This window comes from Oceanispirochaeta sp. M1 (genome assembly GCF_003346715.1).
Taxonomy (GTDB): domain Bacteria; phylum Spirochaetota; class Spirochaetia; order DSM-2461; family DSM-2461; genus Oceanispirochaeta.
Window position 1 is genome coordinate 227,554 of the sequence record NZ_QQPQ01000001.1, and the last position, 25,948, is coordinate 253,501.

At 46.0% G+C, this 25,948-nt stretch carries 21 protein-coding genes; 11 read left to right on the plus strand and 10 right to left on the minus strand.

Features of this window, described 5'->3' with window-relative positions; translation table 11 throughout:
* Window positions 1-6: 6 nt before the first annotated feature.
* The 6 genes from DV872_RS00925 to DV872_RS00950 form a co-directional block, all read right to left on the minus strand.
* Window positions 7-1,635, minus strand: a complete 1,629-nt coding sequence (locus tag DV872_RS00925) for an ABC transporter substrate-binding protein (RefSeq protein WP_114627947.1) — start codon at window positions 1,633-1,635, stop codon at window positions 7-9.
* Window positions 1,636-1,723: 88 nt separating this feature from the next.
* Window positions 1,724-2,704, minus strand: coding sequence for an ABC transporter ATP-binding protein (locus DV872_RS00930; protein ID WP_114627948.1), 981 nt, complete (start codon window positions 2,702-2,704; stop codon window positions 1,724-1,726).
* Window positions 2,697-3,716 carry an ABC transporter ATP-binding protein gene (locus tag DV872_RS00935; protein WP_114627949.1) on the minus strand — a complete coding sequence of 340 codons (1,020 nt, stop codon included), beginning with the start codon at window positions 3,714-3,716 and terminating at the stop codon, window positions 2,697-2,699. The genes DV872_RS00930 and DV872_RS00935 overlap by 8 nt, the downstream gene beginning before the upstream one ends.
* Before the next feature lie 4 nt (window positions 3,717-3,720).
* Complete coding sequence (locus tag DV872_RS00940; protein WP_114627950.1) at window positions 3,721-4,893, minus strand: ABC transporter permease; 1,173 nt, start codon at window positions 4,891-4,893, stop codon at window positions 3,721-3,723.
* 16 nt (window positions 4,894-4,909) lie between these two features.
* On the minus strand, window positions 4,910-5,827 hold the full coding sequence (locus DV872_RS00945; RefSeq protein WP_114627951.1) for an ABC transporter permease: 918 nt from the start codon (window positions 5,825-5,827) through the stop codon (window positions 4,910-4,912).
* Between the two features lie 143 nt (window positions 5,828-5,970).
* Window positions 5,971-6,822 carry a S1 RNA-binding domain-containing protein gene (locus tag DV872_RS00950; protein ID WP_147283082.1) on the minus strand — a complete coding sequence of 284 codons (852 nt, stop codon included), beginning with the start codon at window positions 6,820-6,822 and terminating at the stop codon, window positions 5,971-5,973.
* A 222-nt stretch (window positions 6,823-7,044) separates the two neighbouring features.
* Between DV872_RS00950 and DV872_RS00955 the strand changes: the two genes are divergently transcribed.
* Entirely contained in the window at window positions 7,045-7,467 is a 423-nt protein-coding gene (locus tag DV872_RS00955; protein ID WP_147283083.1) for a hypothetical protein, read from the plus strand.
* Between the two features lie 2 nt (window positions 7,468-7,469).
* Here the strand turns inward: DV872_RS00955 and DV872_RS00960 are convergent, their stop codons facing one another.
* On the minus strand, window positions 7,470-9,062 hold the full coding sequence (locus DV872_RS00960; protein ID WP_114627954.1) for a glycoside hydrolase family 3 protein: 1,593 nt from the start codon (window positions 9,060-9,062) through the stop codon (window positions 7,470-7,472).
* A 90-nt stretch (window positions 9,063-9,152) separates the two neighbouring features.
* Between DV872_RS00960 and ptsP the strand changes: the two genes are divergently transcribed.
* Window positions 9,153-11,396, plus strand: coding sequence for a phosphoenolpyruvate--protein phosphotransferase (gene ptsP / locus DV872_RS00965; protein ID WP_147283084.1), 2,244 nt, complete (start codon window positions 9,153-9,155; stop codon window positions 11,394-11,396).
* A 41-nt stretch (window positions 11,397-11,437) separates the two neighbouring features.
* Window positions 11,438-12,478: a lipase family protein gene (locus DV872_RS00970; protein ID WP_114627956.1), complete on the plus strand. Its 1,041-nt coding sequence runs from the start codon at window positions 11,438-11,440 to the stop codon at window positions 12,476-12,478.
* 26 nt (window positions 12,479-12,504) lie between these two features.
* On the opposite strand, the gene DV872_RS00975 is transcribed toward DV872_RS00970, so the two are convergent.
* Window positions 12,505-13,872, minus strand: a complete 1,368-nt coding sequence (locus DV872_RS00975) for an alpha-glucosidase (RefSeq protein ID WP_114627957.1) — start codon at window positions 13,870-13,872, stop codon at window positions 12,505-12,507.
* Between the two features lie 191 nt (window positions 13,873-14,063).
* Here DV872_RS00975 and DV872_RS00980 point away from each other — a divergent pair, with 191 nt between their 5' ends.
* Window positions 14,064-15,050: a LacI family DNA-binding transcriptional regulator gene (locus DV872_RS00980; protein WP_114627958.1), complete on the plus strand. Its 987-nt coding sequence runs from the start codon at window positions 14,064-14,066 to the stop codon at window positions 15,048-15,050.
* Window positions 15,051-15,054: 4 nt separating this feature from the next.
* Here the strand turns inward: DV872_RS00980 and DV872_RS00985 are convergent, their stop codons facing one another.
* Window positions 15,055-17,460: a PEP/pyruvate-binding domain-containing protein gene (locus DV872_RS00985; protein ID WP_114627959.1), complete on the minus strand. Its 2,406-nt coding sequence runs from the start codon at window positions 17,458-17,460 to the stop codon at window positions 15,055-15,057.
* Window positions 17,461-17,717: 257 nt separating this feature from the next.
* Between DV872_RS00985 and DV872_RS00990 the strand changes: the two genes are divergently transcribed.
* Window positions 17,718-18,665 (plus strand): radical SAM protein, encoded by a 948-nt coding sequence (locus DV872_RS00990; protein WP_114627960.1) that lies wholly within the window; start codon window positions 17,718-17,720, stop codon window positions 18,663-18,665.
* A gap of 38 nt (window positions 18,666-18,703) precedes the next feature.
* On the opposite strand, the gene pyrH is transcribed toward DV872_RS00990, so the two are convergent.
* Window positions 18,704-19,399, minus strand: coding sequence for a UMP kinase (gene pyrH, locus DV872_RS00995; RefSeq protein WP_114627961.1), 696 nt, complete (start codon window positions 19,397-19,399; stop codon window positions 18,704-18,706).
* Between the two features lie 139 nt (window positions 19,400-19,538).
* Between pyrH and DV872_RS01000 the strand changes: the two genes are divergently transcribed.
* From DV872_RS01000 to DV872_RS01025, 6 genes are read left to right on the plus strand one after another with little or no spacing between them, the layout of a single operon-like run.
* Window positions 19,539-20,210, plus strand: a complete 672-nt coding sequence (locus tag DV872_RS01000) for an outer-membrane lipoprotein carrier protein LolA (protein WP_158546771.1) — start codon at window positions 19,539-19,541, stop codon at window positions 20,208-20,210.
* A 6-nt stretch (window positions 20,211-20,216) separates the two neighbouring features.
* Window positions 20,217-21,287 carry a RodZ family helix-turn-helix domain-containing protein gene (locus DV872_RS01005; RefSeq protein WP_114627963.1) on the plus strand — a complete coding sequence of 357 codons (1,071 nt, stop codon included), beginning with the start codon at window positions 20,217-20,219 and terminating at the stop codon, window positions 21,285-21,287.
* Window positions 21,247-22,608, plus strand: a complete 1,362-nt coding sequence (gene rimO / locus DV872_RS01010; protein ID WP_114627964.1) for a 30S ribosomal protein S12 methylthiotransferase RimO — start codon at window positions 21,247-21,249, stop codon at window positions 22,606-22,608. The genes DV872_RS01005 and rimO overlap by 41 nt, the downstream gene beginning before the upstream one ends.
* Window positions 22,605-24,701 carry an ATP-dependent helicase gene (locus DV872_RS01015; protein WP_114627965.1) on the plus strand — a complete coding sequence of 699 codons (2,097 nt, stop codon included), beginning with the start codon at window positions 22,605-22,607 and terminating at the stop codon, window positions 24,699-24,701. The genes rimO and DV872_RS01015 overlap by 4 nt, the downstream gene beginning before the upstream one ends.
* Window positions 24,702-24,741: 40 nt before the next feature.
* A complete protein-coding gene (locus DV872_RS01020; protein WP_114627966.1) occupies window positions 24,742-25,527 on the plus strand; it encodes an aminotransferase class III-fold pyridoxal phosphate-dependent enzyme in 786 nt (261 codons plus the stop codon).
* Window positions 25,524-25,817: a hypothetical protein gene (locus DV872_RS01025; RefSeq protein ID WP_114627967.1), complete on the plus strand. Its 294-nt coding sequence runs from the start codon at window positions 25,524-25,526 to the stop codon at window positions 25,815-25,817. Before DV872_RS01020 ends, DV872_RS01025 begins: the two co-directional genes overlap by 4 nt.
* Window positions 25,818-25,948 lie beyond the last annotated feature (131 nt).

Consider the following 25,948-nt stretch of genomic DNA (forward strand, 5'->3'; position numbering starts at 1 on the left):
CAGTGATTATTTCTCAATATAGGCACCGGAGAGATACATATTATTCAGAGGTGTGATGTACCATCCCTTAACATAGGGAGCCATCATCTTGGGAGATGAACGGAAGTAGAGAGGTATTAAGGGCATATCTGCCATAAGTACATCTTCGGCTTTTCTCATCAGTCTCATGGCTTCTAAAGGATCTGTTTCACTCTGAGATTTCTCTACAAGGGCGTCGTATTCGGCACTGTCATATCCGGAATTGTTCATAACATTATCACTGACTCTCAGTGGGAAGAATGTCATGGGATGCATGTAGTCTGCTCCCCATCCCATGGCACCGACTTCATAATTCAGAGCCTGGATATTCTCATAGTAAACAGCCCATTCTTCGGTGGATACATTAACTTTGATTCCCAGATTTTCCTGCCACATCTGCTGCATGGCTTCTACAATATTTTTAACAATTTCGTTTGTGTAGTAGCTCAACTCCAGTGTCGGGAAACCTTCTCCTCCGGGATATCCGGCTTCTGCCAGCATGGCACGTGCACCCTCTACATCAGCATTGGGAGAAAGACCGAAGTCTGAACGTCCCTCATCATAGGCAATACCGTCTACAGAGTATCCGGGAGCAATCAGGCTGTACGCAGGCTGATCTGTGGACTGAAGAACATTTTCAATAAGAGATGTTCTGTCCAGGGCCATTGCAAGTGCAAGGCGAACCTTGGGATTGTCATAGGGAGCTTTGGAACAGTTGATTTCATAATATGTTGTTCCATAGGAGGGGATAATCTGAAGTGAGTCACTATCGGCCTTAAGACTGGGTAGATCGGCGGATGGTATTTCCCACTGACCGTCAATATCTCCCGTACCAAGTGCTACAAGAGCAGTTGAGGGATCGGGAATAAAACGGAAGTTGAGCTGTTCAAGTTTTACATTGGCAGCATTCCAGTAATTCTCATTTTTAACAAGCTCATAACCTTCACCAAATGAGATTTCTTTCATTGTAAAGGGACCGTTTGAAACAAAAGTTTCGGCTGAAAGTGTCCATTTATCACCGTTTGCTTTTACGGTGGCCTCATTTACCGGGCTATAGACCCACATTCCGAGAATTCCAATGTAATAGGCAGTGGGTTTTATCAGTGTGATCTCAAGTGTCTGATCATCAATGGCTTTTATGCCTACAGAATCGGCATCACCGCTTCCTGCATAATACTCGGCTGCTCCGACGATAAAGTCTGTAAGCATTCCTGAGTACTGTGCACCCAGGGCAGGATCCAGGACTCTCATATATGAATAAACAAAATCTTTTGCAGTAAGGGGGCTGCCGTCAGACCATTTAAGGTTGTTTCGCAGTTTAAATGTATAAGTAAGACCGTCATCACTGATTTCCCAGGATTCAGCACTTCCACCGCTGATACTGTTGTTTTTATCGTAGATAACCAGACCTTCAAAGCTGTTAAGCAGAATGGGGGATGCAAAGGAGTTATTGGTGATACCAGGATCCAGTCCATCGGGTTCATTCTGAAGAGCGAAAGTGAGTTTCTGTTCAACTTCCCCGGTGCTTGCAGTTTCGGTCTTGTCACCGGCACCTGTGGCGAATAACATTGTCGCAGTGAAGAGCAGAATGCTCAACAAAGTAGAAAATTTCTTCATGTAATACTCCTATAAATTATGTAAATATAAAATAATATAAATATATTATTGCTTCTTATTAGATAATCATGCAATGGGATAAAGATAATTAAGAATATCCCTTGCTGTAAAGGTGGCATGCCACCTGATGATTATTGCCGACGTCCAGGAGTTCCGGTTCTACTTCCCTGCATATTTTCATGCATTCTCTGCAGCGGGTATGGAATCTACACCCCTCGGGAGGTGAGATAGGACTTGGAATATCACCCTCGATGGCAGAGTCTTTTTTCAATTTGGCTGAAACCGGATCTGCAATAGGTATGGCTGCATGCAGACCCCGGGTATAGGGGTGAAGAGGGGATTTATATATTTGCTCACTGTCACAAATTTCCATCATTTTCCCAAGATACATCACTCCCACATGATCCGATACATAGCGAACCATAGAGAGGTCATGGGCAATAAACAGGTATGTCAGGGAACGTTCGTGCTTAAACTCCTGAAGCAGATTTATTACCTGAGCCTGTATTGAGACATCCAGAGCTGATATGGGTTCATCGCAGACAATAAATTCCGGTTCAAGAATAAGGGCCCGGGCCAGGCTTATTCTCTGTCTTTGTCCACCTGAAAATTCATGGGGGTATCGGGATGTATGCTCTGCTGTCAGTCCTACCTTCTCCAGCATTTCTACAATAATATCTCTTGCCTGTTTTGCTTTGGAGACCACACCCTGGGCAATCAGGGGTTCAGCAACAAGTTTGAGAACAGTCATTCTCGGGTTCAATGATGAATAGGGGTCCTGAAATACCATCTGCATTTTTTTCCGGTATGGCCTGAGCTCTCTCTCCCTGAGCCCGGCGATATCCACAGAGTCAAAGAGTATTGAACCGGATGTGGGATTGTGCATCCTTACAATTGACTTGGCAACTGTGGATTTCCCACATCCCGACTCACCAACAAGGCCGAGGGTTTCACCCTTTTTTATAGCAAAACTCACATCATCAACTGCATGAACAATAGCTTTATGTTTACCGGGAACTGGAAAGTGCTTTACCAGATTGTTTACTGAAATAAGATTCTTGTCAGTCATTAATAGTTCCGTCCTGAGAAAAAGGATTGTTGTTACCCGGAGCATCAGCATTAAGAAGCCAGCAGCGGGATCCGTGATCTTTGCTTATAGTCACTACAGGAGGAACTTTAATACTGCAGATCTTCCTTGCATAACGGCATCTGGGGTGAAAAGGACATCCCTCAGGAGGATTTGACATATCAGGAGGTGAGCCTGATATGGATTGAAGTGAGGCAGACCTGTCCTGATCAATTGCCGGAATCGATTTTAGAAGTCCCATGGTGTAGGGATGTTTCGGATTGTTGAAAATATCATTGATATTTGCATACTCCATAACCATTCCCCCGTACATTACCATCACCCGGGAACAGATTTCCGCAACAACCCCAAGGTTATGGGAAATGAAAATTATGGACATCTGCATCTCATCCTGAAGAGAGCGGAGAAGTTTGAGTATCTGATCCTGAATTGTAACATCAAGAGCAGTTGTAGGCTCATCTGCAATCAGTACCGATGGTTTACATGCCAGGGCCATGGCAATCATGACTCTCTGGCGCATACCACCGGAGAACTCATGGGGGTAGCTCTTATATCTTTTTTCAGGATCGGGAATCTGGACTTTTTTAAATAGTTCAAGAACCATTTTTTTCAATTCATCCCTGGGATGAGTCTCATGTGTTGTAATCATCTCCTCAACCTGTTTTCCCACAGGAATGAGAGGATTGAGTGATGACATGGGGTCCTGGAATATCATGGCAACCTTGGCGCCCCGTACTTCTCTCATCACGCCGTTGTCGGCCTCTACCAGATTAACATCATTCAGCAGTATCTCTCCGTCGATGATTCGACCTGAAGGAGGTAGTAATTTAAGAATCGAAAGAGATGTTACAGACTTTCCACTGCCTGATTCTCCGACAATCCCCATGGTTTCTCCCTTGTTCAGATGGAAGTTAACCCCTTTTACCGCTTTGACTTCTCCATCCTGAGTAAAAAAGGAAGTGTGGAGGTTGTTTACCCTCAATAGTTGGCTCATTTTCTTATCTCCCTTTGAGTTTGGGATCGAGGGCATCCCTGAGACCATCTCCGATAAAATTAAAACCGAACATGGTAATACATATGGCTAGAGATGGAGTGAATAATTGGTATGGATTGGTTCGTAATGCTTCCAGGGCGTCATTACACATTGTGCCCCAGCTGGCCATGGGTGGTGATACTCCCAAACCGATAAAGCTCAGAAAGGCTTCGATGAATATTGCTGAGGGAATGAGCATTGTCACTGTTACAATGATTGATCCCATGGCGTTGGGAATGAGATGTTTTGTCAGTATATTCCAGGTTGATGTTCCCATTATTCTGGCACCATGGACATAATCCTGCTCTTTCAGGGTAAGAATCTGACCTCTGACCACTCTGGCCATATTTACCCAGTAGACAGAACCGAGGGCTATTATAATGCTCAGTATCCCTGAGTCTCCCGGGAGGACCACCATAATAAGAATAACGTAGAGGGTGAGAGGGATTGTTGAAATTATATCGACAATTCTCATCATTATATTATCTGTATTCCCCCCGATATAGGCAGAAATACCGCCATAGAGTATACCGATTACAAGATTGGTTAATGCTGCAACAAAAGCAACCAGTAGTGAAATCCGAGCTCCTATCATTAACCTGGTCAGAAGATCTCTTCCAAGTTTATCACTGCCCAGCAGATAGGTTCTGTTATGTATTTTCCGAGTACTGCTGATGGCATTGCTGCTGCTGTCAATCAGTCTTATGGGTTTTTCGCTGTAGTCTACATATATGGTCTGTCCGTCGAAATCGTAACTTGTCCTCTTTTTAGACAAATCTTCTTTTATTCTAGGCAGCGATTTGATCAGATAGCCATTTTTTGCGACATGGATCGGCTTAAGATTTTTACTTATATAGATGTAATCATCACCCATCTCATAAATGTTGAGGCTGGGGGGGATATTTACAAAAGAGAGTTCCTGTTTTTCATAACTGTGATTAGTCAAAAAGGGACCGAAAACTGCAAATAGGATAACAATCAGAATAATAATCAAACCCGTGAGAGATGCCGGTTTATGCCGGAATCTGAACCACACATCACTGGCATAGGATCTATGCTTCAGACTCAGGGCTTCACTTTTATCCTTGTTGTATTCGTAATCATCCCATAGGGATTCTTCAACTGAGCTTTGTGTCATAATTTATGCTTTCCCTTTACTCGTATTTAATTCGGGGATCAATCAGAACGTAAAATATATCAACCAGGAAAACCATGACAACAAGAAATGTTGCATAGAAAATCGTTATTCCAAGAATGGTTGTGTAGTCCCGATTAGTGATGCTGGTGACAAAATGCTTTCCCATTCCAGGGAGTGCAAATATTTTTTCAATTACAAAGGAGCCAGTCAGCAGGGCTGCAATAGTCGGACCCAGTACTGTGATCACTGGGATCATTGCATTTCTCAAGGCATGGTTGACAACTACCTTGTATTCGCTTAAGCCCTTTGCTCTTGCTGTTCTTATATAATCCTGCCCCAGAACTTCCAGCAGGCTTGATCTCATAAGCCGTGCCAGGAAGGACATGGAATATCCTCCCAATGCGACAACAGGAAGAATATATCCCGATGGCTTATCAAATCCGAAGGCCGGGAGCCATCCGAGTTTATGGCTGAATATATACATCAGCAGGGTAGCTATAACGAATGAGGGGATGGTCACCCCTATTGTTGCAATGATCATAGATACAACATCCTGCCATTTTCCATTCTTCAAGGCGGCAACAATGCCCATGGGAATTGAAGCTGCCAGTACAAACAGTATGGTTATCAGACCTAGTCGGGCAGATACGGGAAATCCTTCACGGATAAAATCATTTACCCTCATCCCGGGGTATTTAAAAGAAGGTCCAAGGTCACCCTTCAGCAAACCACCAAGATAATGGAAAAGTTGTTCCATCAGGCTGTCATCAAGATTGTATTTTTCAATTAATGCTTTTTCAACTTCCGGCGGAAGTTCTCTCTGGGCTGTAAAAGGCCCTCCGGGTATGGCATGCATTAGGAAAAAAACCAGAACGGCAATAAGAAGCAGGGTAAGGATCATCATACCCATTCGTTTGAAAATATAAGCACTCATTCATGTGTCTCCGTTTCCAATACTATTGGAAATGATATTTTCGGTCAATGAATACCTATTTCCTAATATATTAGAGATGTAAAATAAAACCCACCAGCCTTTGGGGCAAGTGGGCTTTCGTATCGTCAGTGAACAAAAGAGGCTCAGTCCGTGAGTCTTATCCCATTTTCTTCAATCAGAATTTTCTTCTCTCTATAGAGGAGGCCCACAGCCTTCTTGAAATTCTTCTTGCTCATATGAAGTTCTTTGCGGATAAGATCGGGATCACTTTTATCATGAAGAGGGAGAAAACCGCCTGCGGCCTTCAGTGCCTCCATAACCTGGGGACTTGAGTCCTGGCTGGCGGCTTTGTAACCTATGGGCTGGAGAGAGGCATCGATCAGTCCGTCTTCGCGGATCTTCTTGATATATCCCGTTCTTTTTTCTCCGATTTTAAGATCTTCAAATACCTCATTTCTATAGAGGAGCCCCTTGCAGCGGTTGTCTACAATAACCCTGTATCCCATTTCGGATACACCGAATACCAGAAGATCAACCTTCTGCATCTCTTTTAGACTGCTGCTGTCACCGTCCAGGAATTCATCAATCTGGCAGGATCCGATGACACCTAAACCGTCAAAATCGGGGATGAGACAGACAATAGCATCCTCTCCCTCTTCAAGGTCTTTTCTAAGAAGTGCTTTGGGAACAAATAGATCCTTTTTAATTCCCCAGTCCAGAAATACACCGAAATCTGTGACAGACTTTACTTCCAGAGAGGCAAAATCACCGATCTGTGCTTTTGCTTCAGCGGTGGTTCCTTTCAGTCCGTCTCTTCCATCAAGGAAAACAAAAACTTCCAGACTGTCTCCGGTTTTGCTGTTTTCCGGAACCTCATAGGCCGGAATCAGAATTTCCTTATCATCTTTTTTCAGTACCCGGAATCTGCCCCTGGACCCCGCAAGGGTCAGGACTTGTTTTTTCCCCGTTTGAAGGGGAGTCGTATTATCATTCATTATCTGCAATTATACGCATTCCTTTGCTCTCTGTACAGAAAGTTAATGGAGCATCTGCAGTTCTGATTCCATATTAAGGAGGTTTTCAGTGTTCTTTTTACCTACATTTGCCAGAGTCCGGGCATCATTGTTCATAGATTCAGTGGCAGCGCTGATTGCAGGACTCCATGATTTCTTTGTCTGGAAAAGAAGATTTAATTAATATTACGGTATAAATATTCTTTGAGCAATATATTGGATTCCGGGGGACTGGTAAATCTATTTCAAATATTCGATAATCTGGATATGAGTCATGAAATCATTGAAGAGATATTGCTTGAAAAACGCTGGTTTGATCTTAAAACCCTGAAGGACCATGAGCGGAAGTCTTTGCTTAATCATATTGAAGTGCATCGCTATCTGCTCTGTAAGGAGAGCAATAAGGACATCCCCTGGCTTGATGCTGTTGAGTCATGGTTTATGGAGGTTTGGGAACCTATTAGCCGGATTGCGGAGCTGCCCAGGTACCAGTCTAAATTCGGTCACAAGACCAAACTGGAACTGTATCTGAGTATTTCTGAACACTGGCACTATATGAAGAACTCTTTTCCTGATATGACCGCATCACAGGCTGTAGAACATTACAGCCAGTTTGTGGGGCCCTGACTTTATAATCCCGGAATCTTTACAGGGCAGACACCTTCTGCCTTAAAATCACCCGTCAAAAACTCAGTAAGGCTGATATAGGCCGGCATTGTATCTTCATAACAGAGAATCAGGGCATCGGCATCTGTAAATTCGCCGGCTTCATAGGGTGTTCTCATTACCGCTACGGCAGTTTTTGTATCTGATTTTAGGAGTCTCTTTAAAAAAATCATGGCCTCCTTATGGAGGAAAAGATCAGAACAGAGAACAAGAATCCTATCCCACTTTTCGGCTTTTACCGCCTCTTCTGCCAGTTCTTTTCCTATCTCTTCAGGCTTTATCTTACGGTAGCCGGCTTTGGGAAATGCCTGTTTCAGTATCCCCACAGCCTCGCCGCCTGATACTGTATTTTCACCGATAAACTGCTCCGGGCGTCTCAGGTGGAGGATAAGAAGACGGGGATCGTCCTGCAGTCCTGTTTCTGAAAAGAATGCATCATTCTTTACAAGGGTAAGGCTCTTCCGGCTTGTCTCTCTTAATACTGAAAGATCCTCCGCCGGCCAGGATGTAAATCCGGAAACCTGAATATTTTTTCCATCATCAGACTGAGGCGCAGCAGCGCAATATTTCTTTCTGTATGTTTCCATTCTGCTGATGGAACGGTTTATCCTTGATTCGGTTATTTTTCCCGAAACCAGATCATCGTAGATAGCCTTTATTCCTTCCTCCTGTTCTTCGGGAGTATGGGAGATAAACAGCATATCCGCACCGGCGTCTAAACTTTTTCTTACGGCATCTGCTGTTTTGTAATGTGAACGTATTCCGTTCATTTCAAGACAGTCTGTCAGAACCAGACCTTCAAAGCCCAGAGATTCTCTGAGCAGTCCTGTTATAATCTTTTTTGAGAGTGAAGAGGGAAGGCCGCTGTCATCAAGGGCGGGTATATTCATATGAGCCACCATAATGGCAGGCATATCCTCTTCAATCCCTCTGATAAAAGGTATCAGTTCCCTCTGTTCCAGCTGGTCAAAACTGTAGGGGAGGAGAGGAAGTTCCAGGTGGGAGTCGGTTGAGGTATCTCCATGTCCGGGGAAATGTTTGAGGACAGGAATGATCCCTGCATCAATAATTGCCTTTGCTGCTGTCAGCGCCGCTTCTGTCACCTGTAGGGGATTATCTCCGTAGCTCCGGGGGCCCACTATGGGATTTTTCGGATTACTGTTGATATCAGCCACAGGAGCCAGGTTCATATTGATTCCCATCTGCTTAAGATGAGACGCCATGATCCGGGCTGTCTGCTCTATGGAATCCAGACCGGCGGCGGCACATGCCATTGCACCGGGATAGTAATTCATATTCCCGTGGAGACGGCTTACGATTCCACCCTCCTGGTCGATAGTAATAAAGGGTTCAAAACCGTTGTTTTCCAGAGTTCTGAGACGCAGCTCTTTATTCAGTTCTGTAAGCTGAGTTCCGGATTCTACATTTCTTGAAAAGAGTATCCAGTTTCCGGCAAGAAGGTCCGTACTGCAGAACCTGGCATGATCTGAAAACTCGATGCCTTCAAAACCGCAAACAAACATTTTTCCTACTTTTTTCAGTAGATCTTTTTTCATCACATTACTCCCGAGAATCTAGTTGTAAACTCTTTCACTCTTATTGTCTATAAATTTGAACCTTGGGGCATAGATTATTATATTAGTACTGTGAAGAAGTATAGTAACGCTCTGTCGAGCATAAGTAATAGGGTTTCTCTGTTTGAAACAGATCTTGAGATGGATGGTTTTCTTAAAGAGGCCATTTCCCAATTAATGGATCAGGCCGGAGCTTCTCTGGGGGCTGTGTTTGTCTATGATGAAAACTCCCGTGAACTGGTATTCCGGGTTGGATACGATAGCGGAGATTATTGGGATACCCTGCGCTGCAGCAAGAAGAAAAGGCCCATGCGTTTTTCCCTTGATGACAATGAGCTGGGCCGGGCATTCCGGGATGACTCTGTCAGAATCCATAGCTATGAGATCAGTGATGAAAATCCATTCCGATCAAAGTTACTGATTCCCATTGTGAGAGGACCCGAAAAACTGGGTGTTCTGATGATGGCTCATCCCGATGCGGGGATCTTTAAACCTGAAGATAAATCAGACCTGAAACGGGCTGCTTCCCTGCTGGGTGATATGCTCGTTGAAGCTACAGCCTTTATGTTTCCCCCCGAGGAAGGGGCTTCAATTCCAGTGCCGAAATCAAGAATCATCAAGGGGCTGAAGGCGTCTGCCGGTCATGCATTCGGGACCGCACTGCCTATCTGGTCTGATATTGACAGCGTAGCCGATACCATTGCCTATACGGGGTCACAGGATACGGAAATGGAGCTTTTTGAGAAGGCTCTTGAGCTCTCATCTACTCAACTGGAACGCATAGAGAAGAGTGCCTCCTTCACGGATACGGAGATGATCTCTCTTATCTTTACAGCACAGCTTTATATGCTGAAGGACAGCAGTTTTCTTGAAAAGATTAGACAGGATATCCGGGACGGCAGTCCGGCAGCAAAGGCCGTTAAGGATGTCATACAGTTGTATGCGGATCGTTTTGCCTCAATGACTGAGGCCAGGCTGGCGGAAAAAGCCCAGGACGTGAGAGATCTGGGTTATCGTATTCTTTCTAATATGGCCAGACCCGACAAAGAGGGCTTTACCTACAATGATCAGATAGTCCTTTCCAGGCATATTTACCCTTCCGACCTTTTTCGTCTTGCGGTGGAAGGGGTCGCAGGGATTGTTCTGAGAGGTGCGGGTGTTACGGCCCATATCTCCATTCTCGCCAGATCTCTCTCCATACCTGTTCTGATCACCGATGATAAATCGCTGCTGAATATACCCGAAGGTCTTCCCCTTCTTCTGGATGCCACAAAGGGCTTTCTTTATGTGAGACCCGATGAAAAAATCAGAAAGGAAATCCTTGAACAGGATGAGCATCACGGACAGATTCCGGGGTCCTACATTCTGAAGGGTCATCTGTCTGACGGCAATCCTGTATCTGTACATGCCAATATCAATATTCTCAAGGATGCGGAGGACGCTGTCCAGGAGGGCGCCGAAGGAATCGGTCTCTATCGGAGCGAGTTCCCTTTTATTCTGAAGAATGATTTTCTTTCAGAAGAGCAGCAGTTCAGACTCTACCGCTCCATTGTTATGAGTCAGAAGGGTAAGCCTGTGACTCTCAGAACCGCAGATATCGGAGGAGATAAACTGCTGCAGGGCCGCAGTGAAGCCGAAAGCAATCCTTTTCTTGGTGTGAGGGGGATACGTTTTTCCCTGGCAAATCTGGAGATGTTTCATGATCAGCTCCGTGCCATGCTCCGTGCCGGGGAAGGAGCCGATCTGGGAATCATGTTTCCCATGGTTTCAGGAGTTGAAGAACTGCTTCAGGCCCGTGAGGAGCTGGACTTATGCATCGGTCAGCTTAAGGAGCGCGGAGAGGCTTTCAATTCAAGCCCTCGCATAGGCGCCATGGTCGAACTCCCTTCTGCAGCCATGGCTGTAAGCGAGCTCTCTGAACACAGTGATTTTCTATCTATCGGTTCCAATGACCTGACCATGTATCTTCTGGCAGTGGACCGGACAAATGAAAATTTAAGCCATCTCTATAGAAGCCATCATCCAACGGTGCTGAAGGTTCTTGCAACCATAGTTGAGGATGCAGGGGATAAGAGAGACCAGATTTCTGTATGCGGTGATATCGCATCCGACCCTTTTCTGATCCCCGTACTTGTGGGAATGGGGATAAAAAAACTCAGTGTAGCTCCCTCAAGGATTGATGCTGTTAAACAGAGACTGCTTCAATTTTCTCTTGAAGACACACAGATTATCAAAAATGAGATTCTGGCAATCCGTCGACTGGATGAGATGGATAGATATATGAAATCTTTTCAGGAACGCTGGCCCCTTCCCTGATTACCGGCAGCTTCCCTGAAAACTAATTAGAGAGGATCTCAATGTCGTTGAACACTCTGAAAAAAACAATACCCGATCCACGTCATTATGATGTGATTCCACCGGATATGGATTATTCCTACTTTGAAAAACCGGGTTCCCATTCTCCCCGCTTCCGTGACAGTGAATACTCTCCGGTCAATGCCTGGTGGTTTGCGGAGTGTGCACTTCTGGCATACTGCCATCCAGGTTTTGCCCGGATGGCCTACAGGCTGGCGAAGTTTGATAATTTCCGTTTCTTTCAGGGGAAAGGGACCGAATGCATGGTCAGTTGGAATCGTAAGGCTGTGATTGTCTCCTTCAGAGGAACCGAGCTCAAGAGCTCTTCAGCCCTTCATGAAATTAAGACAGATCTTGATACAATGCCTGTTGATTTTGAATTGGGCGGAAAAGTTCATAAGGGTTTTCTTTCGGGACTTGAAGAGATCTGGGACGGTCCGGAAGGGCTCCATCAATTTCTTGTCGAGGTGACAGCAGAAAAAAAGAGAAGACCCATGTGGATCTGCGGCCACAGTCTGGGGGGCGCTCTGGCTACCCTCTGTTTTGCCAGAATGCCCGAGGCCGCCGGTCTTTATATCTATGGTTCTCCCCGTGTGGGTGATCAGGATTTTGTTGATCTGATTGATCACCGTCCTTTCTGGCGGGTGGAGCACGGACGTGATCCCGTTCCCATGGTGCCTCTGGATATACCCGCACTTGATTTTAACTTTAAAGACCCCGGGCAGCTGATATTTATCAGCCATAAGGGAGAAATCCTGAAAGAGCGTCCAAACTTCAGTCTGGAGGAGCATAAAACTAAAAGGCTTCAGACAAAAGAAGAACAGGATGCCAGGGAAAAAGAGATAAGCAGCAGCTGGACAGATCTTTTTGATAAGGACAAGTCCAGGGCCGTGTGGAATAAGATTGACCACCATCTGCAGTTAAGCTGGGATGAATGGAAGAATCATCTCAAGGAGCTGCATGAAGGAATGGGGCTGATAGCCGATGACCATCAGCCCATATTCTATGCAAGCAAGCTCTGGAATGCCCTTCTCGATTCCTGAGAGTCTGCCGAATTCACATCCAGGAGTTATTTAAGATAGGAGAGCCAGCGTCCCTGCTGGCTGATCATCCTATCTACAAGATCCTTAAGAGGGAGAGCCTTGTTCACTACAGGATTGGCCAGGAGAGCCTGGACTACATAATCCTTATTCTCCTTAAGTATTGCTTCCGCTGTCAGGTCGTATGTTCCTGTATAGTTTCTCAGAAGAGCAGTAAACCCCTTGGGCAGTTCTCCCAGGGGATTCCCTTTTACACCCTGAGCATCTATGGTTCCGGGAACTTCTACGGCAATCCAGGAAGGGAGGTCGGCAATCAGTCCGTTATTGGGGACATTTACAGCCGACTCCAGAGCGCCGCTGTCTGTTGTAATGGCTTCCATGATGGCTACAATTCTCTCTCTGACTTCAAGGTGAATATCGGGGTCTGCCATCTCTCCCAGGCTCACTTTATAGAAATCGAAGAAATCGATGATTCCCCTATGGTCGGCTATTTCCCAGGCCCAGCTCAGGTATTCTCCAAAATGGCTGTCCCCGGTGATGGGGAGAAGGCCATAGCTTTCCATGATGAACTTAAATAATTTTCTATCAGCCCAGGAGTATGCACTTCGCTCTATACCAAGGTCGGCACGTCCCGTAGCGCCCTCTGTGTGAACCAGTTCTCCCGTCTCTTTATAATGATCCCACATATCGCTGTATCCGGGTTCCCCTTCAAAGAAGGCGGGGGCTTTCTCCATTATCTCAGGATAGATATCCCGGCCTGTTTTCTTATCTTTTGCTTTCAGAAGACAGCTGAAATGATTAAGTCCTCCTGATGTCAGGTCCATCTGCTCAAAGGGCATGTCCATAATAGCGGGCAGGTATCGCTCCAGAGATGCTATTTCATGACAGAGTCCGGTGAATTTAATTCCCGGGAAGGCTCTGTGTACGGTGGTTGTGATGGCTGTCATGGGGTTGGAATAACAGAAGAGATGGGCATCGGGACAGATCTCCATTGAATCCCGGCATATCTCCAGAATCGGGGGAATTATCCTCAGAGCATGAAATACTCCTCCGGCTCCTCCGTTCTCACCGTATACCTGGCTGATGCCGTACTGAAGAGGGGTTTTCCAGTCTTCTTCCCAGAGTTTGAAACGGTCACCAACCTCGATGGATATTATTATGAAATCGGCTCCCTTAAAAGCTTTTTTTCTATCTGTTGTGCTGTTTACCGTAAAATCCAGGTTCTCTTTCTTGATAAAGGCCTGAGCCGTATCATCAACCTTCTTAAGAGCTTCGGGATTGATATCCAGAAGGGTTATTTCGGATTTTTTGAGTATTGAACTGCAGAATATATCTCCCAGAGTACCCAGGCCGAACTGAGCGCTTCCGGCGCCGATTAAGACGATCTTTTTGTTCATTCGTTTATCTTCCTTATTTTATAAATTCATGATCATGGATCATTAATATAAATGCATATTAAGTCCGAAAAAGGCTTAGTTCAATCTGATCTACTTCAAAAAGGAAATTCTTTATGAAAAGATATGAAAAATATAGTGAAAATATTTTCATAGATGTTGACAGCTTTCAGGGTGGAGCACTAAGCTGAGGCATGGGAAAGATAAATCTGAAGGATATAGCAAGACTGTCGGAAGTCAGTATTACCACAGTCAGCAGGGTGCTCAATGATCCTGAACATGTAAATGCTGCCACCCGTGAGAGGGTATACCGTGTAATGCGTGAACTGGATTATCAGCCCGGATTTCCCAGTTTGAAGAAAGATAAACCAAGAATTCTGGCTATTGTAGTCCCTGTTCTGAATAGTGATTTCACTACGGATTTTATCATTGCCCTGGAAAAAGAACTTCATCCCTATAATATTTATCCTCTTCTGGTTCATACACAGGACGAGGCTGATCTGTCCGCATTTCTCAGTCATGATAACAGCTGGGTCACTCTGGCAGATATGGCTGTCATTATTACTATGGATATTGATGAACGGGCACAAAGCTATCTCAAGGAGAGGGGGCTCCCTTTCGGGGCGGTTCATTCCCGATGTTCACATACATTTTCTGTGATGAATAATAACTATCTTGGCGGCTATGATGCCGCAGGGCATCTGTGGAACAAGGGATATAGGAAGATAGGGGTTGTCCGTTGGAGCGGGGAGACTGTGAGTTTTCAGGATGATCGTCTTACAGGCTTTTACAGGAAACTGGATGAGCTTGGAATCCCCAGACAGGACATTCCCGAGGAAGAGAGCAGTCTGACCATAGCCGGCGGCGCGGGTGCCACTCGACGGATCCTGAAGGATCATGACTGTGAGGCTCTGTTCTACACCTCAGATACAATGGCCATCGGGGGGATTGAATACTGTCATAAGAATAAAATCGCCATCCCCGATGATCTGGCACTCATGGGTTTTGATGATATCAGAATGGCCGCTTCACTGAATCTGACCACCATGAAGCAGTTCATTCCGGCAAAGGCCAGGGCTATTGCGGATTATCTTGTGAACCGAAGCAGGATGAACCCTCCTCCTGAATATCCTGAAGAGATGACCATCACTCCTGTTCTGGTTGAACGGCAGACCACATGATGATTCAGAGGGCATCCAGTATTCTGACAGTACCTTCTCTCCCGTCAATTTCAATCTCTGTTCCATCTTTAAAGAGCTGTGTAGCAGAATTTATATTGGTAACAAGAGGGAGTCCATACTCCCTGGCGATGACTGACCCGTGGGACAGGGCACTGCCTATCTCGGTTATCATACCAGCTGCAATACTGTAGAAGGGGGTCCATCCGATATCTGTCAGCGGGGCAACCATAATCTCTCCCTGTTTCAGTCGGCTTGCATCGGTAGCGGTTTTTACAATGCGTACCCTGCCTCTTATTCTTCCCACACTCACGGGTGTTCCTGTAAGCAGTTTTGAAGTATCCAGATCTTCTTTCACTGTTGCCTGGAGAACTTCTCCTCTCCATATCTCGGGGAGTTCATACAATGCCTGTTCCTTCAAAAGCCGGCGTCTTATTTCGGCTTTTTTGATCAGAACCTGAGGATTTTTCGTAAAGAGGATTTTCAACTCGTTCTGTGTGAAAAAATAGATCAGGTCTTCATCAGGGATAATTCCTGCTTCGGACATGAGAGCGGCAATTCTGCGTATCTCCCTTTTAAAGAAATACTGGATACGGATACTGTGTGACTTGGACATCTCCCGTTCCCTGACTGCCATGCGGCTTTTTTTCAGAGCCCAGGCTGCAGATTTTCTGGCAGATCCTTCTGGAAAGCCTGAAAGGAAATTCTCCAGAGGAAAGGGGGGCAGTTTCTGCTTCTCCGCCCCAGCTTCTCTTATTTTCACCATCTCCCGGAGATTGGAGATAATCTGCCCGGGTTCCTCCTCCCAGCCCCGTGAACGGAACTCCGCCTCCCGGATGCAGCGGTGACCATGGCGCAGTATAAAGGCCCTGTACAGTTCAGCCGCTTTTTCTTCGGAAGACTCAAACCATTTCCGGGCGGCCTCATCATCCCAGGAGCTGGAAAAATCTCTGCTTCCGCCTGATTTATAAAGTTCTTCACAGATGGTCTCCAGATCGGCTACAGCCTGAGCACTCTCAACACCTTCCACCCGGCTTAACAGATGGGAGAGAAGGGAGTCATTCACTTCCAGTTCGGGATTACTCTTTTTCAGAATATTTGTGAGCAGTGAGTTGGCAAAGCCGGAATGTGCACTGATCAGCATGTGAAGGGCATATCCCTTATTCATGAGAGGCAGTTTTGAAATCCATTCCTCTATTGCTCTTTGAGGATTACTATCTTTGCTGAAAAGCACTGAATCCTGAAGTTTACTCAGCTGCTTCAGATACTTTTTATGCTTTCCCATGGTTGAGAAATATTTAAGGGCATTGAAGACCTGCTGAGGCATAGGAGCCACCGGATGGGGGAGGGGGTCATCAATGGTTTTTCCCAGAATATTCATCTCAATGTTTTCTTTACTGGCTCCCGCAATACGCCCTGCCATACCGTAGATTGAGGTGAAATTGAAAATAAGATGATTGGAAAAGGATACCACAAAGGGTCTGTCCTTATTACCCTTATGAATCCCTCCGCTGGATTTATAGAGGACCCGCATGGCGTGCTCTATGCCTGGTGCAAAACAGTCCCTGGTGAGGGGTGTCACGGCGCCGGGAATCATCTCTCCGATATTACAGCGGGTGAAGATCTCATCCCTGGAGCGCACTGTGTAATCGAATTCCTTCAGGGAGGGTAGATCTTCAGTTGTTATGGGTCTGGACTGGAGCCAGTAGAATATCCCCTCTTTGTCGATGCACCACTCCATATCCTGGGGGCAGTTCTCTTTTTCTGCAAATAGAAGGGCTTCCCCCGCAATCTGACGGATCATTTCTACACAGGGATACTCCTGTGTCTCTGGATTATCAATACTGAGGATATCACCTTTTTTGTTCAGCTGTATCCGGACGGCAGCCCTTCGGCCGCTGACCAGTTCTTCACCCCCGCCCTGTACTGATTCCAGTATCATCTCATCTTTTCCGGAATTCAGGGGGGCATCTGTAAAGATTACTCCTGCGAAACGGGGGGCGATCATCTTCTGTATAACCACATTCATACGGGGACCTTCCCCGTTCGCTCCATGTGATTCTCTGTAATGTGATGCACGGCTGTTATTCAGTGATGCCCTACAGGTTTCAACCGCCTCAATCAGCATCTCCACCGAGTCTATGTCCAGTATTGATTCATACTGCCCGGCGGCGGACCAGTTCCTTCCATCTTCATCGCTGGCTGATGAACGGGCCGCCACAGTTTTGCTGTTCAGTGCGTTCCACGCCTCTCTGATAAGGGATGCTTCTGTGATGCCGGGATCAGCAGTGAGTACATAAGCTGGGGGGACATTCAGGGAGGCCTGTATCAGTCGATGAAGTCCTGCGGCTTTTCCACCGGCTCCCATGCACTCTTTATCGTTGATGTTCAGTAACTTTATTGAATTATCCATTTCTGATTTATCTTGTTCCTGATAAAAATCGGACAGAGTCGGTATAGGGGCATTCCGTACTCTGTCCGCGTCGATAAAAGGGATATTCCCTTCCTGGTTTTCATAAAAACTGTAAATATGTGAAATGCATTAATAGTCTATCATTCATATAACAAAGGCGTAAAGAGAAACTGTTACTCCGCTTTTGAAAAAAAAACAGATTTTTATCAGTACTTTCTGCTGTTGACCATAAGCCTGTTCTTATATGAAATAAGGCTATGGATCATATGGAATATGAGAATTGCCGTTTATGCGGACGTGAATGCGGAGTCAACAGGACTGAAGAAATAGCTTATTGTGGAAGCAGTGACAAAATAAAACTGGCCTGGGCCGGGCTCCATTTCGGTGAGGAACCGCCCATTGTGGGGAAGGGTGGAAGCGGTACGGTCTTTTTCAGCGGCTGTACTCTGGGCTGTCCCTTTTGTCAGAACTATCAGATAAGCAGACAGGGAATGGGCCGGGAGATAGATGATGAGGAATTCCTTGTCATTGCACGCAGATTGAAGGGGGAGGGGGCTGAGAACCTGAATCTGGTTACACCTTCTCATTTCATCCCTTCACTGAGTAGGGTTCTTCCTGTTCTGCGGAAAGAGGGCTTTCCCATAGTCTGGAATTCATCGGGGCAGGAAAGTGCAGAAGCCCTGGGGGCAGTCTTTCCTCATGTAGATATTTTTCTTCCCGATCTGAAGACCCTCAGCAGTGATACCGCAGCTGAGTATTATAATTTTAAGAAATATCCTTCCATTGTAGAGCCTGCAATACGGGAGATGGTGAAACAGCGCCCCCTCTCCTTTGATGAGAAGGGAGTCATGAAGCGGGGGGTGCTTGTACGGCATCTTGTACTGCCGGGAGAGCTGGATTCTACAGAAGAGGTTCTTCGGTGGTTCAGTAAAAATCTCAAGGGCCGTGCTCTGCTCTCGATTATGAGCCAGTATACCCCGGTTGTCAGTCCCGATTATCCTGACCCCAGCCCCTCACGCTATCTTTCTGAAACCGAGTATGACCGTGTTATTGATATGCTGCACCGTTATGATCTTGAGGATGGATTTATTCAGGAGTGGATTACCGGCAGCGATTGGCTTCCGGATTTCAATAGGACTAACCCCTTTTCATCCGATCTTTCCAGGGCGCTCTGGCATTGGAAAGACGGATTTCTGGGAGAGTGATATGAGATGAATCAGAGTGGACTCAGTCTCTCTGATTCTTATTCCGGACCTATGATTGTTCCGGTAAAATCTTTGCCGTAGAATATGTTTTTCAGATTCTCCAGGTCTCTGCCGTCGGCGGCAATTACCTTGAGTTTCATTTCTCTGGCCTTTTTAGTCGCCACGGGGTCAAAGGGAGTATTCTTTCCGGGTGTCCAGGTATGGCCGCACATCTTCTGATATTCTTCCCAGCTCAGACTGTCCAGAGGAAGGGCTGCGGGATCAAGGTTGGGATCAGCGGAATACACTTTTTTTATGTTTGAAAGATTCAGTATTGTTGAAGCCTTGAAGTTCTCTGCAAGAAGTACTGCATCGTAATCAGTGGAGAATCCGGGTTTCCATCCGGCTGCTACCAGAACTCTTCCTGTCATGCTTTTTACCTTTGTAGGATCAGTGACAACAGGGTCCTGGCAATCGGATCCCATAAGGGCTTTCATCAGCTGTGCATTCAGTCTTGTGGCCATGATACCTATCCAGTCCAGTTCGGATTCGGAAGCAGAGGAATCTGTCTCTTTATAAGCTGTCTGATATTTTCTGGCAGGAGCACCTCCTCCGATTATAAGGATCAGCTTTCTACTCTTATCTTCATTAAGCCATCCCTTCAGGAAGTCTCTCATTTTTTTCAGAAAATCGGTTTTGATCACCTCGGGGGCAACTATTGAACCGCCTAAATCAAGTATCTGTATATTTTCCACAGTAATCCTCCGGTTTTTAGGTCTTTTATGGCTGATATCTTAAGGTTTCATCGCAGATATGGGAAGAGCAGTACAGTTCTCTGTGAGAAATGCCTCTTACCTTGACAGCTCCCCGTCTCATCGGGGTATATTACAGTGTATGAGAAGAATAATTATCGGGCTTTTTCTGCTTATAATAGGAGCAGGTTTCATAGCAGCCCAGGAAACGGCTGAAAAATATTTTGATAGAATATCTGACTATTACGGAAGTATCCGTGATTATGAGGGTGATCTTGTTATCACCCGTGGAGATATGGAGCAGGTTGCCCATATTTCCTATAAGAATCCCAATAAAATGAGGCTTGATTTTTCTGTCCCCGAAGGGCAGGTTCTTAATGTGAATGATGAGAACCTTGAACTCTATATTCCTGAGTACAGGGTCTCCTTTGTTCAACCCCTTAAGAACCGCTCTGATTCCACATTGGCTGGAATGGCAAATTCCCAGGGACTTGAATTGATGAAACGGAACTACAGTATCGGTTATGTTACCGATCCTGATCCTGTTCCTCTGGACGAAGGTTCTGAAGAGATGGTCGTCAAACTGAAACTACACTGGCGTTCTTCCAGTGAGGGATTCAGAGAACTTTATATAGCCATAGGCCAGAATAATCTGATCAGGCGGATTGAAGGTGTAACAACTTCAATGGAAAGTATTATTTTTGACTTTACAAATCTACAGACTAACAAGGACATCCCTGATGCCCGTTTTGATTACAAAAGTCCGCCTGAAGGGAATTCTATTGAGAACTTTCTTTTTGAACCGGAAAACTGAGGCCATATGAAATCCATCGGTGAAACACTAAGAGAAGCCCGCGAAACCAAAGGGGCATCTATAAAACAGATCTCACAGGACAGCAATATCTCGAGAGAGTATCTGACTGCTCTGGAAGAGGAAGATTTTGATATTTTCCCTGCGGAGACTTACCTCCTCGGTTTTTTAAGAAATTATTCAGAATATCTGGGCCTTGATACGGAGAAATCCGTTGCCCTTTATAGAAACTATAAGATCAGTGAAGAACCTGCCCCTCTTGAAGAGCTGGTAGGGCAGACAAATCATCACAATGTTCCTGTCAGAATGGTGGTGATTATCATCTTTCTGGCAATTCTTGTGATTGGCGGAGGCTGGTTCGGCTACAAGTCTTTTATTAAAGACAGACCTGTAGCAGAGGAACCTGTTCCTGCCCGTGATGCTGTTCAGTACCGTCTGGATAAGAGTGAAGCTCAGTGGAACCTGCTGACTGATGATGAGATTCTTATCTCTTATGAAAGCGGTGAGCTCCATATGTCTGTTGCTCTGAAGGGGAATAAACTGTCCATTCGTCCGGTCGGCGGTGGAAGTGAACTGGTTCTGTCGGCAGGAGACGAGAAGATTCTCCCCGGTGGAGAAGGTATTCCCGTTATCGGTTTCAGACTGAGTTCTATCGGTGAGGGCGGTGCCCTGCTGACAGTTCAGCGAACCGATGTGACTGTTGTCAGAGAAGCAGTGGAGAGTCAGACTGAAGCTCCTGCGGCGCTTCCGACTCGAGAAGGCAGAGATAAAATCCTTCTTGAAAACAGAATCGTTCCCGAGGATTTTACCCTCAATGCCCTTTTCAGCGGTTATTGTCTGTTCCGTTATCAGGCTGATAATGGTGAAGTTGTTGAAAAATTCTACCGTGATGGAGACCGAATCCGTCTGGATGTTTCCGAATCCCTTTTATTAGGTCTATCTTCTGGAGCCGCGGTTATTATAAAAATTTCAGGTGTTAATGTGGTTCCCGGTAAAGCCGGTGAAGTAGCAGTAAAATTTATACAGTGGGTGAAGAATGATGAAGGAAAATACAACCTCGTCCTCTTCCCTGTCCAATAAAACCTTTTATGTAGAGAATCTAGGTTGTTCTAAAAATCAGGTTGATGCAGAAACCATCATAGCGGCCCTTAAACAGGCTGGATGGGAGTATTGTGACAGTCCGGACAGGGCTGAGTTGTTGATCGTCAATACATGCGGATTCATACAGTCCGCCAAAGAAGAATCCATACAGACTATTTTTGATTACAGAAAGGCATACCCCGACCGCAAGGTTCTGGCGGCCGGCTGTTTTGCTGAGAGATATAATGAGGAACTCCTTCATATGATCCCTGAGCTGGACGGTGTATTCGGAAATAAGGCTCCTGTAAAAATTGCAGATATGATTCCGGGAATTCTGGGTGGTGAAAAACCCGTATATATGCCCAAGGCGGACCTGACGGTTCCCGAGCGTAAGGATTTTTTTAACTTCAAGGGCTCGGCCTTTGTTAAAATCTCAGAAGGTTGTAATAACAGATGTAATTTCTGTGCTATTCCTCTGATCAAGGGAGATCTGCAGAGCCGAAGCATGGACGATATTCTGGAAGAGATTAAAACTCTTCTGAATAAAGGTGTCTTTGAGATCAATATGGTGGCTCAGGATCTGGCTAATTACGGACTGGATAAGGGAAAACGTGTACTCATTGAGCTTTTAAAGCAGATCTCCACTATGAAAGGTGATTTCTGGCTTCGTCTGCTCTATATTCATCCTGATCATTTTCCCATGGAGATTCTCCAGCTGCTAAAGGATGATTCCCGCTTTCTCCCCTATTTTGATATCCCTTTTCAGCATGCTGATAAGTCCATTCTTTCAAGAATGGGAAGGAAAGGTGACAGGGAGACCTATCTAAAGCTGATTGAGACTCTTAGAACTGATTTTCCCCATGGTGTTATCCGCTCATCCATAATGTGCGGGTTTCCTGGTGAGACGAAAAAGTCTTTTGCTGAACTCAGAGGGTTTCTTATTGAAGCTCATCTGGACTGGGTCGGATTCTTTACCTACTCGAGAGAGGAAGGAACCGAGGCCTATAATTACAGAGGCCGCCTGGGAACAAAACTGGCGGCTAAAAAGTCTGGTAAACAGAGATCTGAACTGGAAGACCTGCAGCAGCAGATCACAGAAGAACAGATGGAGCGTTTTGTGGGCAAAGAGCTCACTCTCATTATTGAGGAGAAGGTGGAGGGTGAAGTCCTTTATCTGAGCCGTTCCTACTTCCAGGCTCCCGAGGTGGATGGTCTGGTTGTTCTCAGAGCTGAAGGTCTGGAGGCTGGAGATATTGTCAGGGCACGAATAATCAAAAGAAACGGTGTAGATCTTGAAGCCGTTCTGGTTAACCCCCAGTGAAAGAACCCCAGTGGCTTTCGGCTCTCAATAACGAGCAGAAAGAGGCCGTTCTTCATGAAAAAGAACCCCTGCTGATTCTGGCAGGTGCGGGCTCGGGGAAAACCCGGGTTATCACCACAAGAATTGCCTACCTTGTTGAGAAACTGGGATTCAATCCCTGGTCTATTCTGGCGGTCACCTTTACAAACAAGGCTGCCGCCGAAATGAGGGAGAGGGTAGAGAGTCTCGTTCCTTCCGCCGAAGGTGCCATGATCCGAACCTTTCACTCCTTCGGAGCCTGGCTGCTGCGACGCAACGGTGCTCCTCTCGGACTGAAGAGCAGTTTCAGTATTTATGATGATGACGATACAATAGGTCTTTTAAAGACCCTTTTTGAACACCTCCCCCGGAATGAGCTGCGCCTTATTGCCCGAAATATTTCCAGGGCCAAGGATGAGTGTCTCAGTCCTGAGGATAATCTGTCACATATTTCGGCAGATCATGATTTTCCCCGGCATTATAAAGAGTATGAAGAGCGTCTCAGACAGATCGGTAATGCCGACTTTGGAGACCTTATCTACCTTTCCAGAAAGCTTCTTGCTGAAAATCCCGAGGTGAAGACCAGGCTGCAGCAGCGTTTTCAGGTAGTTCTGGTAGACGAGTATCAGGACTCCAATAAAGCTCAGTTTCAACTGTTACAGGAGCTTGTCGCTCCGGGTACCTGGCTCTGTGTTGTCGGTGATGACGATCAGTCAATCTACCGTTTCAGAGGTGCAGAGGTAGAGAATATTCTAGGATTTCAGAATCATTTTCCAGGAACCAAGGTTATCAAACTCGAAGAGAATTACCGATCCACCGGGCATATACTCGCAGTGGCTTCCCATGTGGTGGCTCATAACGAAGGACGCCTTGGTAAGAATCTCTGGACACGGCAGGAAGAGGGGATTAAACCTCAGCTCTCCTATCTGGCAGATCAGAATGAAGAAGCCGAGTTCTGTGCCCGGCAGCTGGCCGACGGCAACTTGTCAAATTCAGCAATCCTTTACAGGACAAATGCACAATCACGTATATTCGAGTCTGTATTCAGAAAGCATCATATCAGCTACCGTCTGGTGGGAACCACAAGTTTCTACAGCCGTGAAGAGGTCAAAGACTCACTGGCCTATCTGGGATTCCTGAGCAATCCGGCGGATGAGATAGCTTTCCGCAGACTTATCAATAAACCAAGCCGCGGCATCGGCGCAGTCTCTTTGAATAAAATTCTCAAGGGAGACGGAACAGCCCTTTTATCTGTTAATCTGGAAGAGGCCTTGACTTCTGCCAGAACTAGAATCAGGGGAAAGGCCGCCAAAGGTGTTGTATCTTTGATTGAGCTTTTTGAGAAGATGAAGGATCTCATGCCTTCCCAGGAGAATCTGGGGCAGTTTCTTAAAGAGCTGATCTCCGAATCAGGACTCTTTGATCATTACAGAGAACAGGATAAGGTGGAGAGTACCCAGAGGGTTAAAAACCTTGAAGAGCTTGTCTCCGCTGCCAGTGACTATCCCTCCAATCCCGAAGGACTGGCTGAATTCCTTGAACTGATTGAACTGGATCAGGCTTCTCTCGAAGAGGAAGAACACGATATCAACAGGGTCACCCTGATTACAATGCACAATACCAAAGGGCTTGAATTTGACCGGGTCTTTATTACCGGACTGGAAGACGGTCTTTTTCCACGGGGTGCAGAATCTGATGATGAAGAGGAAATTGAGGAAGAGAGGCGTCTCTTCTATGTGAGCATCACCCGTGCCCGGAAAGAGCTCTATCTGACATCCTGCAGGAGACGCATGCTCTACGGCCGGACAGAACAGGCCTCTCCCAGTCGTTTCCTGAAAGAACTTCCCGAAGATCATATTGAGACCATAGGTGACCCCCCCTCAGCCGCCGGAGTTCCCGAATCCGACTATCCTCCCGGGACAAGAATCTACCACGAAGACTACGGAGTAGGCGAGGTCATCAGGAATATGGAAAACGGAGGACATCTGGTTATTCAGGTAGCCTTTGAAACCGGACATTCAATGACATTCTTACCTGAGTTTTCGGGTTATCAATTGGAAAAAATCGGCCGTTAGGCCCTGAGCTAGAGAAACTGCAGTATAAAGAGGCATAGTCATGACAATAGCGGAACAGACAAATCTGAGACTCCTCCCGGTAATCCGCAGGGCCCGGGGCTATCATCTCTACGATGCATCAGGCAGACGTATCCTGGACCTGTTTCAGGACGGCGGAAGAGCCTGGCTGGGGCACAGACCCGATGGCGTTTCTCTTCAGTTTAAAAATACACTCAGCCGGGGAGTCTATGCTCCCTTTCCCTCACCGGAAGAAGTAAAGATGATTAAAGCAGTAAAAATTCTCTGTAAGACTCTGGGTGCCGACTCTGATAACACCGCCTATTATAGATGTGGATCAGCAGAAGCAGAAAAACTAGGGAAGCCTGTGGATGTCCTTGAGAATGAGGGGGCTTCCTTTGTGCTCTGGAGACCGGGACTTCCCTGGCCTTTAAAAGCGTCAACAGTAGAATTATTGATTCCACTTCCAGGTCTGGATGCCGGAAGAATCATTGTTTCATCTGAAAAGGAGCTTCCTCCAGGAGATCTGCCGTCTCCCCTTATAGCTGCAGCTCTGAACCGCTGTATATGGTCATTGAATAATCATCTGGAAGGACAGTCCGCCGGATCTCCTGCACTATTTTCAATGACTGAGGGCTGGAAACAGACAGGTTCCTATTGTTTTTGGCAGGGCAGTGCGGAAGATTATGATATAATGTTTCAGTCTGCTTTGAAGGAAGGACTCCTGCTGGCGCCTTCCAGAGAAATACCCTGTATAATTCCACAGGAACTGAGCAGCGGAGACCTGGGTCTCCTTAAGAAGATCTTTTCGGGAGGAACTGCTCAATGAGCCCCGCATCTTTGCTCATAGGACGTGCAGCTGTAAGTTTTATTGCATCATTTCTTGCTATCTGGGTCTGGTCCCGCACAAGAGAAGAGTCCTGGCTCTTTATTATTACGGGAGTGCTGGTCTCTTTTGTTGTCCTGATTATTGAAATTCTCTCCACTCTGGGAATCCTCCCATTTACAGCCGACCCTACGGGTAAAATTCCCCTCTGGCTGGGTGTTCTTCAGCTGCTCCCATATCTTTTCTATGCCCTCGGACTGGGCTTCTATATCTACAGAAACCGACGCTTCTGATTTTGCATTTTCATCTCAGGATATATTTATGAAATTCTATAAGGGAGAACTGAAGCAGCCGTAAATCAGCTTCTCCCCGTCCATAATCCCCTTAAATAAAAATTCTCTAAACTCTTTTATTATATCAAATT

Coding starts and splice junctions, on each gene's coding strand:
- DV872_RS00925 (WP_114627947.1), bottom strand. CDS start 1,635: ATGAAGAAATTTTCTACTTTGTTGAGCATTCTGCTCTTCACTGCGACA.
- DV872_RS00930 (WP_114627948.1), bottom strand. CDS start 2,704: ATGACTGACAAGAATCTTATTTCAGTAAACAATCTGGTAAAGCACTTT.
- DV872_RS00935 (WP_114627949.1), bottom strand. CDS start 3,716: ATGAGCCAACTATTGAGGGTAAACAACCTCCACACTTCCTTTTTTACT.
- DV872_RS00940 (WP_114627950.1), bottom strand. CDS start 4,893: ATGACACAAAGCTCAGTTGAAGAATCCCTATGGGATGATTACGAATAC.
- DV872_RS00945 (WP_114627951.1), bottom strand. CDS start 5,827: ATGAGTGCTTATATTTTCAAACGAATGGGTATGATGATCCTTACCCTG.
- DV872_RS00950 (WP_147283082.1), bottom strand. CDS start 6,822: ATGAATGATAATACGACTCCCCTTCAAACGGGGAAAAAACAAGTCCTG.
- DV872_RS00960 (WP_114627954.1), bottom strand. CDS start 9,062: ATGAAAAAAGATCTACTGAAAAAAGTAGGAAAAATGTTTGTTTGCGGT.
- DV872_RS00970 (WP_114627956.1), top strand. CDS start 11,438: ATGTCGTTGAACACTCTGAAAAAAACAATACCCGATCCACGTCATTAT.
- DV872_RS00975 (WP_114627957.1), bottom strand. CDS start 13,872: ATGAACAAAAAGATCGTCTTAATCGGCGCCGGAAGCGCTCAGTTCGGC.
- DV872_RS00980 (WP_114627958.1), top strand. CDS start 14,064: ATGGGAAAGATAAATCTGAAGGATATAGCAAGACTGTCGGAAGTCAGT.
- DV872_RS00985 (WP_114627959.1), bottom strand. CDS start 17,460: ATGGATAATTCAATAAAGTTACTGAACATCAACGATAAAGAGTGCATG.
- DV872_RS00990 (WP_114627960.1), top strand. CDS start 17,718: ATGGATCATATGGAATATGAGAATTGCCGTTTATGCGGACGTGAATGC.
- DV872_RS01000 (WP_158546771.1), top strand. CDS start 19,539: ATGAGAAGAATAATTATCGGGCTTTTTCTGCTTATAATAGGAGCAGGT.
- DV872_RS01005 (WP_114627963.1), top strand. CDS start 20,217: ATGAAATCCATCGGTGAAACACTAAGAGAAGCCCGCGAAACCAAAGGG.
- rimO (WP_114627964.1), top strand. CDS start 21,247: ATGAAGGAAAATACAACCTCGTCCTCTTCCCTGTCCAATAAAACCTTT.
- DV872_RS01020 (WP_114627966.1), top strand. CDS start 24,742: ATGACAATAGCGGAACAGACAAATCTGAGACTCCTCCCGGTAATCCGC.
- DV872_RS01025 (WP_114627967.1), top strand. CDS start 25,524: ATGAGCCCCGCATCTTTGCTCATAGGACGTGCAGCTGTAAGTTTTATT.